Genomic DNA, 15,242 nt, shown 5'->3' with positions numbered 1-15,242 from the left:
CCCGAACCATGCACCGCAGATCCACGCTCGTCACCGCTGCCGCCGCCCTCGCGGCCTCCGCCGCCCTGCTGCTCTCGGGCTGCGTCGCCGGCGAAGGCTCCGCGTCGGGCTCGACGAGCTCGGCCGGCGGCACCGAGGGCGGCACCCTCAACATCGACTTCGCCACCTACAACCCGCTCAGCCTCGTCATCAAGAAGGAGGGCTGGCTCGAGAAGGCGCTCGCGAAGCAGCACATCACCGTGAACTGGGTGCAGTCGGCCGGCTCGAACAAGGCCAACGAAGCGCTGCGTTCGGGCGCGATCGACGTCGGCTCCACGGCGGGTTCTGCCGCCCTGCTCGCCCGGGCGAACGGCTCCGACATCAAGACCATCGACATCTTCTCGCAGCCCGAGTGGTCGGCGATCGTCGTCGGCCCGAACTCCGACATCACCTCCGTCGCGCAGCTGAAGGGCAAGCAGATCGCGGCGACGAAGGGCACCGACCCCTACTTCTTCCTGCTTCAGGCGCTGGAGGCCAACGGGCTGTCGGCGAACGATGTCACGATCCAGAACCTCCAGCACGCCGAAGGATGGGCTGCGCTGCAGGGCGGCTCGGTGCAGGCCTGGAGCGGGTTGGACCCGATCATGGCGAACGCCGAGAAGTCCGGTGCGAAGCTGATCTACCGCAACGTCGGCTTCAACACCTACGGATTCCTCAACGCGACGGAGTCGTTCGTCTCGTCGAAGCCCGATGTCGCTCAGACGGTCGTGAACACCTATGAGTACGCGCGCGCCTGGGCGCTGAAGCACAAGGATGAGACCGCGACGATCCTCGCAGAGGTCGCCGGCATCGACCCGGCCGTCGCGACGACGGTGATCTCGCAGCGCACCAACCTCGACGTATCGAACATCCCCGGCGACGCGCAGTTGAAGGTGCTGAAGAAGGTCGGTCCGGTGTTCGTCCAGTCCGGCGACGTGCGCACGCAGAAAGACATCGACACCGCGCTCGGCAGCCTGCTCGACCCGTCTTTCGCCAAGAAGGCCGACCCGAGCGCGATCGGCGGCTGATCACGCCCATGACCGCCCAGAACACGCCGGACGGCAGGGGTCCGCTGATCGTCGTCGGCGGCCCTGGCGAGGCTCTCGTCGCGACGTCGGTCGCACGCGAGACCCCGCGGGAGGCCACGGTCGGGACGGCGCGCACGCCGTTCCTCTCGCGGCGCTGGGTGCGGGTGGTCGGTGGCGCCCTCATCCCGGTGGCGCTGCTGGTGATCTGGCAACTCGCCTCGACCTCAGGCGCGTTCACCTCGTCGCAGTTGCCCACTCCCGCGATGGTCGTCGACGCCGCAGTCGACCTCGCCCAGCGCGGCCTCCTCGGTCTCTATGTCGCCATCTCCACCCAGCGGGTGCTGATCGGCTTCGCGATCGGCGCTGCCCTCGGTCTGGCGCTCGGCGCCGTGGTCGGCCTTTCCCGCCTGGGCGACATCCTGTTCAGTCCGACGCTCGGCGCCATCCGCGCGGTGCCGTCGCTGGCCTGGGTGCCCCTGCTGATCCTGTGGTTCAAGATCGGCGAGGACTCGAAGATCATCCTCATCGCGATCGGCGCCTTCTTTCCCGTCTACACCACCGTGGCCGCGGCGCTCCGGCATGTCGACCGCCAGCTGGTGGAGGCCGGACGCGCGTTCGGACTGGGCGGCGTGCGCCTGTTCACCACCGTCCAGCTTCCGTCGGTGCTGCCTGCGGTGATCTCCGGGCTCCGGCTCGCACTGGCCCAGGCCTGGCTGTTCCTGGTGGCCGCCGAGCTGATCGCGTCGTCCATGGGTCTCGGATTCCTTCTCAGCGACTCGCAGAACAACGGACGCACCGACCGGCTGTTCCTCGCGATCATCCTGCTGGCGATCCTCGGCAAGCTCACCGACTCGCTCGTCGGGCTCTTCGAACGGTGGACGAACCGCCGCTGGGCGTGACACTCCTGGGCGTAGCGCCGCACCGCGAACGGGATGCCCGGTCGGCTACCGTCGGCCGGTGAACTCGTCCATGGAGGTGTAGACGCCGAAGACGCGGTCGGCGAGCAGGTCCCACACCCGCACGGGGAGAACGCCCTTCAACGTCTTGGCCAGCCCGACCGACCAGGGGAGCATCAGCATCGGCTTGCCCGCGAGCATCGCCTTCCACACCCGATCGACGACGTACTCCGGCGTCAGCACAGGAGTGAGAAGTGGCCCGCGCGCGCCCTCGAACATCCCGGTGTCGATGTAGCTCGGCGCCACCGTCGTGACCTTGACGTGTCCGAAGCCCTGCTGCTCCAGCTCGATGCGGAGGCTGTCGCTCCAGCCGATCACCGCCCACTTGCTGGCGGCGTACACGCTCATCCTCGGATTCGCGAGGGTTCCTGCCGCCGAGGCGACGTTGACGATACGCGCCTCGCGGGAGCTCGCGATCATGGCGGGGAGGAACTCCCGCGTCGTGTACATCGGCGCCAGCGCGTTGACCTGCATCGTCGCGCGGGTGTCGTCGCCGTTGTCGTGCTCCCAGAAGTACTTGCCGCGTACGATCCCGGCGTTGTTGATGAGCACGTCGACGCCGCCGAGTTCCTTGCGCACCGCCTGGGCGGCCTGCGCGATCCCGCCGAGCTCGCCCAGGTCGAGAGCGTAGGGATGGATGCTCGTGCCCGACCTCCCGCCGGCAGAGCTGGGCGACGCCGCCGGGGCGCCCCAGGCCGCCGCCGTACGGCCGGACAGGATCTCCCCACGGAGCCGGTCGGCGAGGGCGGTAAGCCCTACCGCGTCGCGGTCCCACAGCACCACGGCTCTGGCGCCCTCCATAACGGCGCGCTCGGCGTAGAGCCGCCCCATGCCGGAAGCAGCGCCGGTGATCAGGACGCGTGCGCCACGAACGGTTCTCGCCATGCGTCCATCATCCCAGGTCGGCCCGGACGGCTGCCCCGAGACTCATCCCACCAACGGATGCCGGTGTCGACCCCTCGATCGGTCGGAGGCGGGAGCTTAGCGTCGGCCTCGGATCAGAATCCACCGCGGATCAGAATCCACCGACGATCAGAATCCACCGACGATCAGAATCCACCGACGAGAGGAGCCGAATCATGGCCGAAGTAACCGAGAGCATCGACGTCGACGTGCCCGTGACGACCGCCTACAACCAGTGGACGCAGTTCGAGAGCTTCCCGCGCTTCCTGGACGAGGTCGACGAGATCCGCCAGGTCGACGACACCACCAATCACTGGCGCGTGACGATCGGCGGCGTGACCCGGGAGTTCGACACGGTCATCAGCGAGCAGCATCCCGACGAACGGGTCGCCTGGAAGAGCGTCGCCGGTGACGTCGTACACGCCGGCGTGGTGACCTTCCACCGCCTGTCCGACACCTCCACCCGGGTGACCGTGCAGTTCGACTGGCAGCCGGGAGACGCACTCGAGAAGGTCGGCGCGGTTTTCGGTGTCGACGACCATGCGGTGAAGAAGGACCTCCGCAACTTCAAGGAGTTCATCGAGGACCAGCCCGTCGAGACCGGGTCGTGGCGCGGCGAGGTCGAACCCGGCGGCCGGGCATGAGCTCGCACGCGCGGCACCGGGCTTCTGGAAACGACGAGGCGTCCGGTGCCGCAGACACGTCCGGCCACGCCGACAGTGGCACGGCCGGTGACACCACGGCGCCGTTGGACGACGCGGAGCATACGGCCAAGGATCGCTCGTACAGCCCTGGCAGCGAGCGCGAGACCGAGGTGAGGCAGCGCGAGTCGTCCGGCGACACGGCGCTGCGACCAGGAGCGGGTGGCCCGGACGATTCGGGCGATCTGCCCGCGCCGGAGGAGCTCGACGTCTCGATCGTGGCCGAACGCAGCCCGGGCCGGCGGCCGGGGGACGACTAAGGGCGACGGCTAAGGGCGTCGGCCCACCTCCCGCGGAACCGCCCGATACGCTGCCCGGGTCTCCGCGTCGAGGTGCTCCGTCGCGTATGCGAGCATCGTGCGCGGCATCCTCGCGGCGTGCGCGTCGAGGAAGCCGAGGAGCAGCCCGCGGTCGACCCGCTTGCCCGTCTCGCGCAGCATCCACCCGACGGCCTTGTGCATCAGGTCCTCCGGGTCGTCGAGCAGCCGGGCGGCGAGCTGCAGCGTCGTGGAGGCGTCCCCTCGCTTGAGGAACGCGAACGTCGACAGCACGGCGACCCGGCGCTCCCAGAGCACCGGGCTGGCCGCGAGCGCATCGAGCAGTTCGCGCGGCCGGTCCACCAGGTAGGCGCCGAGCACGTACTCGGCGGAGGCGTCGACGAGGTCCCAGTTGTTCACACGCCCGCCGCGGACGGCCCGAAGGTAGAAGTCGGCCAGTCGTCCGCGCTCCTCGCCGTCACGCCGACGGACGTCGCTCACCCGCGCGAACGTCGCGTTCAGCACGATGAGCGCGGCCAGTCGGTGCTCGTGGACGGGGCTGTCGAGCAGCACCTGCACCTCCGCCAGCGGGAGATCCGCGAACCGCTTCGCGACCGCTCGCGTCTGCGGCACGCGCACGCCGATGAACACGTCGCCCTCGCCGTACTCGCCGGGGCCGGTCTTGAAGAACCGCTGCAGGAAGACGGCGTCGCTCGGGTCGGCGACGGCGGCGAGCGCCTGCTGAACGTCTGAGGCGGTGGTCACGACAGCACTCTAGCGAGCACGACTACGAGGGTTTCGTGCGCAGAATCACCTGGCCGCGCACGTTTCCGTCGAAACTGTCAAGAAATCGTCCGGTCTTCGCGGTTAGGCTCGAAAGAAGGGTGCGCATGCGCGCGCCCATCGCACTGCCGCGACCGCGGCCGATCGCACGACGGGAGGTTCGTCATGTCTCAATTCGTCCCGCAGTTCACTGCAGGAGCCATTGTCGGGGAGCCCGAGGTCGTCGAGGACGGCCGGTCGGTGCGCGAGGTCGCGACGCATCCGTCGTGGGTGCGGCTCAAAGCAGCGGCGACCGCCCTCCAGGGCCTCCAGGTCAAGGACGGCTCGGTCGAGCTGGACTCCGACAAGGCCGCCGCCGCCGAGCACACCGCCGCCATCGTCGAGGCGGTCGCCGAGCTCGCTCCGTTCTTCCCGCACGACGCGTCGTACCTCGCCGCCCTGCAGCGCGACTTCGCCCGCTGGGCCGACGAGGGTTTCGGGGTGCCAGACTTCCTCGACGCCCTGAACGCGTTCCAGCCGCAGCAGCACCGCGTCGACGGGCTCGGCCACCTCGTCGTGTTCCCGATGTACACGCAGAACGGCAGCACGAACCGCCTCGTGGAGGCCGTGCTCGTCGAGGTGATCTGGCCCGACTTCGTGGCAGCGCTCGAGGCCGGCGACTACGGCAACAAGCTGTTCGTCGCGCTGCGCTTCGTGGACTTCACGCCCGGCTACGACACCAACTCCGCCGTGCTGTTCCCGGAGACCGTAGCGATGCGCGAGATCCCACGGTTCACCTGGGGCGCCATCTTCCAGGACCGCGAGGCCGCCCGCTACCGACGCGTCGTGCGTGCCGCCGCCGAGATCACCAAGCTCGAGCTGCCGGAGGACGCGGCGCGGATGCTGGACGACCAGCACCTCACGGAGGAGACCTTCGTGATGTGGGACATCATCCACGACCGCAGCCACATGCGCGGCGACCTGCCGTTCGATCCCTTCATGATCAAGCAGCGGATGCCGTTCTTCCTCTACTCGCTCGAGGAGCTGCGCTGCGACCTGACCGCGTTCCGCGAGTCGGTGCGGCTGCAGCGCGAGCTGGGCGCCCTCCCCGACTCGGAGCTGTCGGAGGCGCAGCGCGAGATCCGCGACCACGCGAAGCTCGTGCAGTACGCGGTGATCTTCGACCGCATCTTCCGATTCGCGATCACCGGCAGCCGCGTACGCAACTACGACGGGCTCGGCGGCCAGCTGCTGTTCGCGTGGATGCACCAGCACGACGTGCTGCACTGGACCGACACGCAGCTCACCATCGACTGGGAGGCCGTGCCCGACGTGGTCGTGGCGCTCAGCGACCGGATCAACGAGCTGTACTGGCGCTCCATCGACCGCCCGAAGGTGGCGCACTGGCTCGCCGCGTACGAGATGCTCACCGAGACGCTCACCCCGCACCCCGCCTCCAACTGGGCGCGGGGGCTCTCGGACGAGATCCTGTCGGGCGCGCCCAAGGGCTACACCGACGCGGTGCTGGACGACGAGTTCCCGCTGTCGATGTTCTACGAGGCGCTCAACAAGAAGATGGCCGCCGTCATCGAGTCCACGTCCGGTATCACCGGCGCGACGGACGACGCGTGACGGATCGCGAAGGTTCGGCGCCGGCTCGGTTCTCACCCGAAGAGACCGGGCCGGCGCCGGCGACGAACGCGGCCGGGGACGGCGCGGCCGGCCGGCTGGTGCTGATCGCGGGAGCGACGAGCGCGTCCGGCGAGGCGGTGGCGCGCGCGCTCACGTCGGCCGGTGCGACGGTTCTCGCCGTCGGCACCCGGCAGGAGGCTCTCGACACGCTCGCCGCCGCAGTGCCCGGCGTCGACACACGGGTCTGCGATCTGGCCGACCGCGATGCCGTGGCCGAGCTCGCCATGCGCATCCACCTCAAGTTCGGCCGCATCGACGGCTTGGTGCACCTGGTCGGAGGCTGGCGCGGGGGCGGCGGCATCGCCGGTCAGAGCGACGAGGACTGGGAGTTCCTGGAGCACGGCTTCCGCACGCTGCGCAACACCACTCGGGTGTTCTACGACGACCTGGTCGCGTCGCCGGCCGGCCGGCTCGCGATCGTGTCCTCCACCGCCGTCGACTCGCCCTATGCCGGCGGCGCGAACTACGCCGCGGCGAAGGCGGCCGCCGACGCGTGGACGCGTGCCGTGGCGCAGGGCTTCACCAAGCAGGCGCCGCAGTCGGCCGCGGTCGTCTTCGTGGTCAAGACGCTCACCGGGCTGGAGGAGCGGCTCGGCGCGGAGGTCGTTGCCCTCTGGGACACCGACGCCCCCGCCATCAACGGCGCACGCCTCCCCCTCACCGCCGAGGCGTGACATTTGCGCCGAATGCGGCGATACGCCCGCGCCAAGACGACATTTGCCGCAAATCTCGACCCCTTCTACGGAATCTAGGATGGACTGGTGACGCTTCAACTCCATGACCTGAACCTGCGCGGGTTCGCCTCCGACAACTACGCGGGTGTGCACCCCGAGATCCTCGACGCCATCGCCGCGGCCAACGCCGGCCACCAGATCTCGTACGGGGAGGACGTCTACACCGAGCGCCTCCACGACGTGTTCGCCGAGCACTTCGGTGAGGGCGTCCAGGTGTTCCCGGTGTTCAACGGCACCGGCGCGAACGTCGTCGGGCTGCAGTCGATGGTCCCCCGCTGGGGTGCTGTCATCTGCGCGAAGACGGCGCACATCAACACCGACGAGGCCGGAGCGCCCGAGAAGGTCGGCGGCCTCAAACTGCTGCCGGTCGAGACCCCCGACGGCAAGCTGACGCCCGAGCTGATCGACCGGGAGGCGTGGGGCTGGGGCGACGAGCACCGCGCACAGCCGCTCGTCGTGTCGATCACGCAGACGACCGAGCTCGGCACCGCGTACACGGTGGAGGAGATCCGCGCGATCGCCGACCACGTGCACGCGCGCGGCATGAAGCTGCACATGGACGGCGCCCGCATCTCGAACGCCGCCGCGACCCTGGGCGTGCCGCTGCGCGCGTTCACCACCGACGCCGGCGTCGACGTGCTGAGCTTCGGCGGCACCAAGAACGGCATGCTGTACGGCGAGGCGGTTGTGATCCTCAACCCTGCCTCCTCGGAGGGGCTGCTCTACCTGCGCAAGCTGAACATGCAGCTGGCCTCGAAGATGCGCTTCATCTCGGCCCAGCTCATCGCGCTGCTGCACGACGATCTCTACCTGCGCTCGGCGACGCACGCGAACGCGATGGCCTCCCGCCTGCGCGGCGCTCTCGAGGCGGGCATCGCCGACGGCAGCATCGAGGGCGTCGGATTCAGCCAGGCCACCGAGGCGAACGGCGTCTTCGCCACGCTCCCCGCGGGCGTCGCCGACCGGCTGCGCGAGCACTTCCGCTTCTACGACTGGGATGCGTCGCGCAACGAGGTGCGCTGGATGTGCTCGTTCGACACGACCGAGCAGGACATCGACGACTTCGTGGCCGCCCTCGTCGACGAGCTGGCCGCCTGAGCCAGTCGGCGCTGAGGGGCCGTACCCCTCAGATTGGGGACAGACCGGGGTACAAGAATGTCCTCCATATGACCGACATCTTTGGTAGTCTCTAAGAGTCGTCGGAGGAACCCGAATAATCCACCGGTGATAACCCCGAAACGCATGCCGGGCTGTGTGGAGTAACCCTAGTATCCACACCGCCCGGCATCGTGGTTCACGAGGGTCGTGCCAGCCGTACCTGCTCCCGATACGTGTAGCCGGACGCCCGCACGAAGCCGAGCTCGGCGTAGAGGGCATGCGCGGCCGCATTGTCGGCGAGCACCTGCAGCCACAGCCGCTCGACGCCACGGTCGGCCGCGGCGACCGCGAGCGCCCCTGCGAGCGCGCGGGCAAGGCCACGGCGGCGGGCGCGCGGCAGAGTCGCGACCGCGTAAAGGCCTCCCCACTCGCCCGCCACAGCGAGCCGGGCGACCGCGTCGGGAGCCTCGGGGTCGCCGGACCAGGCGTAGAGGGCGGGACCTCCCGTCAGGATGCGGGCGACGATCTCCCTTTCGCGATCCCCGCCACGGCCGTCCACCTCCCACCAGGTGTCGAGCCAGCCGGGCCGAGGCGCGTCCGCGATGTGAACGGCGGGAGCGGCGGGTGCGGTGCGGGTGGCGGAGGCGACCGCCTCGCGATCGGCGACGAGGATGTCCGTCGGCGAGTGCTCGCGGTAGCCGCGCTGATCGAGCGCCCTCGCGAGTGCGGGCGGCGACGCCGGGCTGACCTGGAAGACCGTCGGGAGGCCGCGCTCGGCATACCAGGCCTCGGCCTGGGCGATCGCGTCCTCCAGGTCTCTCGCAGCGGCGGAGGCCAGCACCGAGTTCGCGCGGTTGGTGACGCCTCCGGACGCGCGGAGCGTCCAGCCTCCCAGCTGTTCGGTCTCGAGCGCGGGCCAGCCGCGGTCGGCGAGGCGATCGAGCAGGTCGGGAGTGGGAAGAGGCATCTGTCGACGCTAACGCACTCGGCGTACCGTGCAGGGCATGACCGACACGAAGGACGCCGCACCCGAGGCCGTCGCGGAGCCGTTCCCGGCGGCGGAGGTCGCCGGGCTGAGCGCCAAGACCGTTGCGCACGTCGTGCACTACCGCAGGAAGACCTACGTCACGATGCCCACGGAGGGCTACGCCCTGCTCAAGCGCGTGCGCACGCTGCTGCGCGACGGCACCACCGACCTCGTTCCGCTGGTGCACAGGGACGGCTTCGTCTGGCTCGCGATCGGGCCGAGCATCCCGATCGCGATCGACGAGGTGGAGGCCGAGCGCGGCGAGAGCGAGAAGCACGCGCTCAAGCGGCTCGGCCTCCACTAGCGCCGGCCGGGGCGACGGCGCTCAGGCGCCCGCGATCTGCAGCAGCTGACGGGCCGCCGGTTCGATCGGCAGCGGCAGCGCCGGGATGCTTCCCGTGTCGGCGGGTCCCGCATTCTCGGCGAACTCGCGCAGCCACGGCAGCAGCTCGGGGCCGAGGTCGTCGCGCGCGACGGCGAGCTGCACGATCGCCTTCAGGTAGTCGAGCCGGTCGCCGGTGTCGTAGCGACGCCCGCGGAAGACCACGCCATGCACGCCGCCCGTCCATGCCGGGGCCGTGGCGAGGCCCTCGAGAGCGTCGGTGAGCTGGATCTCGCCGCCCTTGCCCGGCGCCGTCTTCTCGAGGATGTCGAAGATCTCGGGGCGCAGCACGTACCGGCCGATCACGGCGTAGTTCGACGGCGCGTTCTCGCGGCTCGGCTTCTCGACCAGGCCCGTGATGCGGACGACGTCCTCCTGGTCCGTCTCGACGACCGCTGCCGCGCCGTACAGGTGGATGCTCTCCGGCGGCACCTCCATGAGGGCGACGACCGTCGTGTTGAGCGCGTGCTGCACCTGCAGCATGCGGGCCAGCAATGGGTCGCGCTCGTCGATGAGGTCGTCGCCGAGCAGCACCGCGAACGGCTCGTGGCCGATGTGCGCCTTGGCGCGCAGCACAGCGTGACCCAGCCCCCGAGGGTCGCCCTGTCGCGTGTAGTGGAGGTCGGCGAGCGAGGTCGAGTAGCTCACCTTGCGCAGCTTGTCGGTGTCGCCCTTCTTGACGAGGGTGTCCTCGAGCTCGGCGTTGCGGTCGAAGTGGTTCTCGAGCGCGTTCTTGTTGCGCCCGGTGATCATCAGGACGTCGTTCAGGCCGGCGCTGACGGCCTCCTCGACCACGTATTGGATGGCCGGCTTGTCGACGACCGGCAGCATCTCCTTGGGCATCGCCTTGGTCGCCGGCAGGAACCGGGTGCCGAGACCTGCCGCGGGGATCACGGCCTTCGTAACGTGACTGTTCATAGGGAACTCGCTCTCTTGCGGTTGTGTCTTCGCCCAGCGGCGGTGGTCAGTGGATGGCGACGGGGAGGGCGTCGGGGACGAGCGCGGCGGTTTCCGGCACCCGGCCCATGCCGAGGACGGTCCAGCCGGCGGCGTTCCACGCGGGGGCATCCAGGCAGTTGCGCGCGTCGATGACGGTGCTTCCGTTCGCCAGCGCCGCCAGCCGCGACGGGTCGGCCTCCGTGAACTCGTCCCACTCGGTGAGCACGACCGTCAGGTCGGCTCCACCCACGGCGTCCTCCATCGAGTCCGCGTAGCCGAGGGTCGGGAACAGCCGCTGCGCGGTGCCGCGCGCCTGCGGGTCGTAGACGACCACCTGCGCGCCGCGCAGGTGCAGCGCGGCGGCGACGTTGAGCGCGGGTGAGTCGCGGACGTCGTCGGTGTGCGGCTTGAACGCGGCGCCGAGCACGCCGATGCGGCGGTTGAGAACAGAACCGCCCAGCGCCTCCAGGGCCAGGTCGATGACGCGCTGCCTGCGGCCCATGTTGATCTCGTCCACCTGCTGCAGGAGGCCGACCGCGGCGTGCGCGCCGAGCTCGTTCGAGCGGTGCATGAGCGCGCGGATGTCCTTCGGGAGGCAGCCGCCGCCGAAGCCGAGGCCGGCGTTGAGGAACTGCCGCCCGATGCGCGCGTCGTGGCCGAGCGCGTCCGCCAGCAGCGAGACGTCCGCTCCTGCCGCGTCGCACACCTCGGCGATCGCGTTGATGAACGAGATCTTGGTGGCGAGGAACGCGTTGGCGCTCACCTTCACCAGTTCGGCGGTGGGGAGGTCGGCGACCAGCACGGGCGTGCCGTCTGCGATCGGCTTCGCATAGACCCGGCGCAGGGCGGCCTCCGACTTCTCGGACGTTCCACCGAAGACGAGCCGGTCGGGGCGCAGCGTGTCGTCGACGGCCTTGCCCTCGCGCAGGAACTCGGGGTTCCAGACGAGCTCGACGTCCACGTCCGCCGGCGCGGCCTCCGCGACGATCGCCCGCAGCCGGGCCCCGGTGCCGACCGGGACGGTCGACTTGCCGACTATCAGGGCGTCGTGCGTCAGGTGGGCGGCGATGCCGCGCGCCGCGGCCTCCACGTAACTCAGGTTCGCGGCGAACGAGCCGGACTGCTGCGGGGTGCCCACGCAGATGAAGTGCACGTCGGAGACCGCGACGGCCTCCGCGATGTCGGTCGTGAACCGCAGCCGCCCGGCTGCGACGTTGCTGCGGATCAGCTCGGGCAGGCCCGGCTCGAAGAAGGGCGCGCGGCCCTCGGTGAGCTCGGCGACCTTGTGCGGATCGGTGTCGACACCGATGACGTCGAAGCCGAGCTCGGCCATCGCCGCGGCGTGCGTGGCGCCGAGGTAGCCGGTGCCGATCACGCTGATGCGCGGGGCCGGCTGGTCCTTGGGCTTCTTGGTGGAGGAGGTGGAGGTCAAGTGCGTTCCTTCCGTGGCGAGTGAACGGGGTCTACGAGTGAACGGTGTCTATTGGGCCGGGGTCAGCGTGAAGTCGTCTTCCGGTCTGGTGAGACCGGCGATGAACGCCGACAACGTGTCGGGCCGGGAGTCGATGCGCCAGTCGTTGGTGGCGCGCACGCCCTCCACATAGCTGGTCACGGCGAGGTTGAACCACGAGAAGCCGATGACGTCGGAGTTCTCGGGTTTGGCGAGACTGTCGAAGAACGAGGTGACCCAGGCGGTCTTGTGGCCCTCGGTCTCGGAGGCCCCCACCTCCGCCAGGATGATCGGCTTCTTCGTGATGCTCCGCAGTTTGTCGAGGCTCGGCTTGAACGTGTAGTCGAAGCTGAAGTCGTTGTCGGACTTGAACGGCGGGCGCAGGTAGCCGGAGAGGCCCACCCAGTCGACGTAGTCGTCGCCCGGATACAGGTTCTCGAGGTAGCCGGCCGCCTTGTGCGATGCGGGGAGATTGTTGACGATGTTCGGCGCCCACACCCAGACCACCAGGTCGTTCGCGCCCTCCTGCTGGAAGATGTCGTGGACGTGCCGCCACATCTTCACGTAGTCGCCGGGGTTGTTGCCGTTGATGGGTTTGCCCGAGCCGTCGGTCTCGGACCACGGGTACCAGATGCCGTTCATCTCGTGGTCGAGCCGCAAGGCGAGCGGCAGCCCGGTGGCGACGATGTCCTTCGCGTACTGGTGCAGGTAGGCGTCGAAGTCGCCTCCGATGATCTTCGGCAGGGAGTAGTCCGGGGCCCAGTTGGACGAGTTGTCCGCGTTGATCGGCCGCGACTCCCACGTCATCATCGGCATCCGGCCCTGCTGCCAGGAGCGGGTGACGGCGTCGGCGCGGAAGGTCTGGTCCCAGCCCTGGAAGTAGCCGACCAGGTTCGGCGAGACGCCGATCTTCGAGCTGGTCGCGTCGAAGGTCGCCCAGTTGAAGGGCGCCTGGTCGGTGTACATCCCGAAGTAACGGGTGGACGGGTTCAGGAGGTCCGCACGAGCGGGCGCGGTGACCGGGGTCGACCCGTTGCCGGATCCGGAGTTCGACGCCGGCTTGCCCGACGCCCCGGCGCCGGTGGACGAGTGCCCGCCCTTCGCCTGGGCGGCGGTGAGCTGCGCCTTGACGCTCGCGAGCTCGTTCTGGGCCGCCAGCGCCTTCTGCTGGGCGGCCGCGAGCTGCTTGGCCGAGCCGGCCTGGGCGGCCAGCGCCTGAGCCTGCATCGCGGTCATCCTGCCCTTCTGGGAGGCGATGGTCTGCGTCGCCCGATTCAGGTTGCGCTTGAGCTCGGCGTTCTGCGCGGCGAACGGGGTGATCGTCTGCGTCGCGTCCGCAACCGCGTTGCGGAGCGGGGCGCCCGTGGGCGACACCCAGACGTAGGCGGAGATGCCGACGAGGACCATCGCGAGGGCGATGAACGCGGCGGCGGTCGCCTGCGACCGCGACTTGGACTGGGCCCACCAGGAGTGGGCTCGGCTGCTGAGGGTAGAGGTCGGGCTAGACAAGGAACAGGGCCTCCAGGGTCAGGATCGCGATTCCGATCAGGTACGGGATGGCGGCGAGCGGGTTGAGCTTGCGGCGCGCCGGCTTCGTGGACTTCTTGGTGGTCGCCCTGGCCTGCGTCTTGGCCTGCGTCTTCGCCTCGGCGCGGGTGGCGACGGCTGTCGCAGTGGTGACACCGCCGACCGCTTCGGGAAGCTCCAACCGCGGACCGGTGGTCGACCCGAAGGACGCGATCTCGTCCTCCGAGCTGATCTCACCGGGGCCTCCGGCGTACGCGCCGGCCCGGGTGCCCCACCCGCTGGCGTGCGCCATGCGGAAGAACCCGATGAGGCGGATCGGCATGAGGAAGAACGTCGAGACGATGATGAACACCGGCAGGCGGAAGAAGTCGCTGGGCTTCTCGGAGAGGTGCCGGATCTGGCGGATCGACATGCTGATCACCGACGAGGCGACCATGAGGGCGACGACGGTGATGATGCCGCCCTGGATGCCGTAGGACTTCAGGAAGCCCTCGTAGAAGTTGTATCCCTCGCCCGTGATCGACCGGTACACCCAGCCGCCCATCACGCCGGCGAGGATGAATGGCAGCAGGATGTCCATCACGAAGAAGAACGACAGGATCGGCGCGTGGCCGAGCATCCAGGGGAGCATGCGCATGGTGTTGTACTGGCTTCCGCGGGCCCAGCGCAGCTGCTGCTTGAAGAGCTTCTTCACCTTCAAGGGGGCATCCGTGTAGACCAGGCTGGTGTGCTGATACACCGTGCGGTAGCCCTCCTTGAGGGTGAGGTTCGTCAGCGTGCGGTCGTCGGAGACCTCCAGGAACACGCCGAGGAACTTCTCGGTCATGAACTTCTCCATCACCCGCATCAGGATCGAACGCCGGAACGCGATCGTGCGCCCCGGCAGGCAGCCGATCTGCCCGACCACGCTCTGCGCCGGCATCGAGTACAGGGCCCGGGAGTTCTCCAGCCAGTCCGCCCACCGGGTGATCCAGGACCGCTCCGGCTCCAGGATCCGCTGCTTGGTCGTCACGCCGCCCACGCGCTGGTCGGCGAACGGCTTGACCAGCTCGCTGAGGGTGTTCTGCGTCCACACCGTGTCGGAGTCCACCAGCACGGTGATCTCGCCGGTGGACATCTTCGTCCCGATCATCACGGCGTTCCGTTTGCCCGGGATCGGGGTGTGCACCCACCGCACCAACGGGGCGAACTCCTCGCACACCTCGGCGAGCTCCGGGTTCGGGGCGCCGTTGATCACCACGATGATCTCGCCCGGCTTCTGCTCGACCATCCGGCCGAGCACATCGCGGAACAGGTCCAGCGGCTCATCCACGACGGGGACGACCACGCTGGTGGTGCCGGTGAACTCGCCGGTGTAGGGGCGGTAACGGCGGGACATCAGGACCTTCACGATCCAGATGACCCAGATCAGGGCGGAGTAGATGGCGAACAAGTAGAACTCCGGATGTCCGCCGAGCATGTGCCGGAGTTGCAGCAGGAAGATGAACACGAGGCAGACCTCTCACTGAGTTGAATGGGGGTGGCATCCACGACGGTGGGGATCTGATCGGTTCGGGTTTTCATAGTTCTACGGGGCGCGCTCGTGGCCCGCAAGTAGGGGTGGAACGCACTTGACGGCACGCGGCCGGTCTGCATTCGGGGGACATGTCCGCAGACACGCCGACACGGCATACCGCTCGGTACCGAAGTACTCGAAGCGCAGATGAGAGCCGCAATCCGCAATCGGAATCCCGGGAGTGGCGCGCGTCGGACGGACGAGATCGTGTAC

Annotated in this window: 15 protein-coding genes; 8 read left to right on the top strand and 7 right to left on the bottom strand. The window is 69.1% G+C overall.

The annotated features are described in order from the left end of the window. Nucleotides 1–8 precede the first annotated feature (8 nt). Both AC0HS0_RS09000 and AC0HS0_RS08995 read left to right on the top strand, forming a co-directional pair. Entirely contained in the window at nucleotides 9–1,046 is a 1,038-nt protein-coding gene (locus tag AC0HS0_RS09000; protein WP_472963320.1) for an aliphatic sulfonate ABC transporter substrate-binding protein, read from the top strand. A gap of 8 nt (nucleotides 1,047–1,054) precedes the next feature. After that, entirely contained in the window at nucleotides 1,055–1,945 is an 891-nt protein-coding gene (locus AC0HS0_RS08995; protein ID WP_472963319.1) for an ABC transporter permease, read from the top strand. 45 nt (nucleotides 1,946–1,990) lie between these two features. On the opposite strand, the gene AC0HS0_RS08990 is transcribed toward AC0HS0_RS08995, so the two are convergent. After that, nucleotides 1,991–2,887 (bottom strand): SDR family NAD(P)-dependent oxidoreductase, encoded by an 897-nt coding sequence (locus AC0HS0_RS08990; RefSeq protein ID WP_472963316.1) that lies wholly within the window; start codon nucleotides 2,885–2,887, stop codon nucleotides 1,991–1,993. Nucleotides 2,888–3,081: 194 nt separating this feature from the next. Here AC0HS0_RS08990 and AC0HS0_RS08985 point away from each other — a divergent pair, with 194 nt between their 5' ends. Next, a complete protein-coding gene (locus AC0HS0_RS08985) occupies nucleotides 3,082–3,549 on the top strand; it encodes an SRPBCC family protein (RefSeq protein ID WP_472963315.1) in 468 nt (155 codons plus the stop codon). Further along, a complete protein-coding gene (locus AC0HS0_RS08980; RefSeq protein WP_472963314.1) occupies nucleotides 3,546–3,866 on the top strand; it encodes a hypothetical protein in 321 nt (106 codons plus the stop codon). Before AC0HS0_RS08985 ends, AC0HS0_RS08980 begins: the two co-directional genes overlap by 4 nt. A gap of 9 nt (nucleotides 3,867–3,875) precedes the next feature. Here the strand turns inward: AC0HS0_RS08980 and AC0HS0_RS08975 are convergent, their stop codons facing one another. Continuing rightward, nucleotides 3,876–4,628: a DNA alkylation repair protein gene (locus AC0HS0_RS08975; RefSeq protein ID WP_472963313.1), complete on the bottom strand. Its 753-nt coding sequence runs from the start codon at nucleotides 4,626–4,628 to the stop codon at nucleotides 3,876–3,878. 183 nt (nucleotides 4,629–4,811) lie between these two features. On the opposite strand from AC0HS0_RS08975, the gene AC0HS0_RS08970 reads away from it, so the two are divergent. From AC0HS0_RS08970 to AC0HS0_RS08960, 3 genes are all read left to right on the top strand, one after another. Continuing rightward, nucleotides 4,812–6,257 carry a DUF6421 family protein gene (locus AC0HS0_RS08970; protein WP_472963311.1) on the top strand — a complete coding sequence of 482 codons (1,446 nt, stop codon included), beginning with the start codon at nucleotides 4,812–4,814 and terminating at the stop codon, nucleotides 6,255–6,257. Next, nucleotides 6,254–6,991 carry an SDR family oxidoreductase gene (locus AC0HS0_RS08965; RefSeq protein WP_472963309.1) on the top strand — a complete coding sequence of 246 codons (738 nt, stop codon included), beginning with the start codon at nucleotides 6,254–6,256 and terminating at the stop codon, nucleotides 6,989–6,991. Before AC0HS0_RS08970 ends, AC0HS0_RS08965 begins: the two co-directional genes overlap by 4 nt. A gap of 87 nt (nucleotides 6,992–7,078) precedes the next feature. After that, nucleotides 7,079–8,149, top strand: coding sequence for a threonine aldolase family protein (locus AC0HS0_RS08960; RefSeq protein ID WP_472963308.1), 1,071 nt, complete (start codon nucleotides 7,079–7,081; stop codon nucleotides 8,147–8,149). 196 nt (nucleotides 8,150–8,345) lie between these two features. On the opposite strand, the gene AC0HS0_RS08955 is transcribed toward AC0HS0_RS08960, so the two are convergent. Next, entirely contained in the window at nucleotides 8,346–9,116 is a 771-nt protein-coding gene (locus tag AC0HS0_RS08955; RefSeq protein WP_472963306.1) for a GNAT family N-acetyltransferase, read from the bottom strand. 37 nt (nucleotides 9,117–9,153) lie between these two features. Between AC0HS0_RS08955 and AC0HS0_RS08950 the strand changes: the two genes are divergently transcribed. Next, nucleotides 9,154–9,480 (top strand): hypothetical protein, encoded by a 327-nt coding sequence (locus tag AC0HS0_RS08950; protein WP_472963303.1) that lies wholly within the window; start codon nucleotides 9,154–9,156, stop codon nucleotides 9,478–9,480. A 21-nt stretch (nucleotides 9,481–9,501) separates the two neighbouring features. Here the strand turns inward: AC0HS0_RS08950 and galU are convergent, their stop codons facing one another. Genes galU through AC0HS0_RS08930 form a run of 4 tightly spaced genes read right to left on the bottom strand, consistent with a single transcriptional unit; the run spans nucleotide 9,502 to nucleotide 14,963 of the window. Then, on the bottom strand, nucleotides 9,502–10,476 hold the full coding sequence (galU, locus tag AC0HS0_RS08945; protein WP_472963302.1) for a UTP--glucose-1-phosphate uridylyltransferase GalU: 975 nt from the start codon (nucleotides 10,474–10,476) through the stop codon (nucleotides 9,502–9,504). A gap of 46 nt (nucleotides 10,477–10,522) precedes the next feature. Further along, complete coding sequence (locus AC0HS0_RS08940) at nucleotides 10,523–11,929, bottom strand: UDP-glucose dehydrogenase family protein (RefSeq protein WP_472963300.1); 1,407 nt, start codon at nucleotides 11,927–11,929, stop codon at nucleotides 10,523–10,525. Between the two features lie 48 nt (nucleotides 11,930–11,977). Then, on the bottom strand, nucleotides 11,978–13,456 hold the full coding sequence (locus AC0HS0_RS08935) for a glycoside hydrolase family 26 protein (protein WP_472963299.1): 1,479 nt from the start codon (nucleotides 13,454–13,456) through the stop codon (nucleotides 11,978–11,980). After that, on the bottom strand, nucleotides 13,449–14,963 hold the full coding sequence (locus tag AC0HS0_RS08930) for a glycosyltransferase family 2 protein (RefSeq protein ID WP_472963297.1): 1,515 nt from the start codon (nucleotides 14,961–14,963) through the stop codon (nucleotides 13,449–13,451). The genes AC0HS0_RS08935 and AC0HS0_RS08930 overlap by 8 nt, the downstream gene beginning before the upstream one ends. Nucleotides 14,964–15,242 lie beyond the last annotated feature (279 nt).

Source organism: Leifsonia sp. PARNA 1/14 (genome assembly GCF_055720965.1).
The sequence above is the reverse complement of the archived record's forward strand: the minus strand, read 5'-3'. Positions and strand labels throughout refer to the sequence as shown.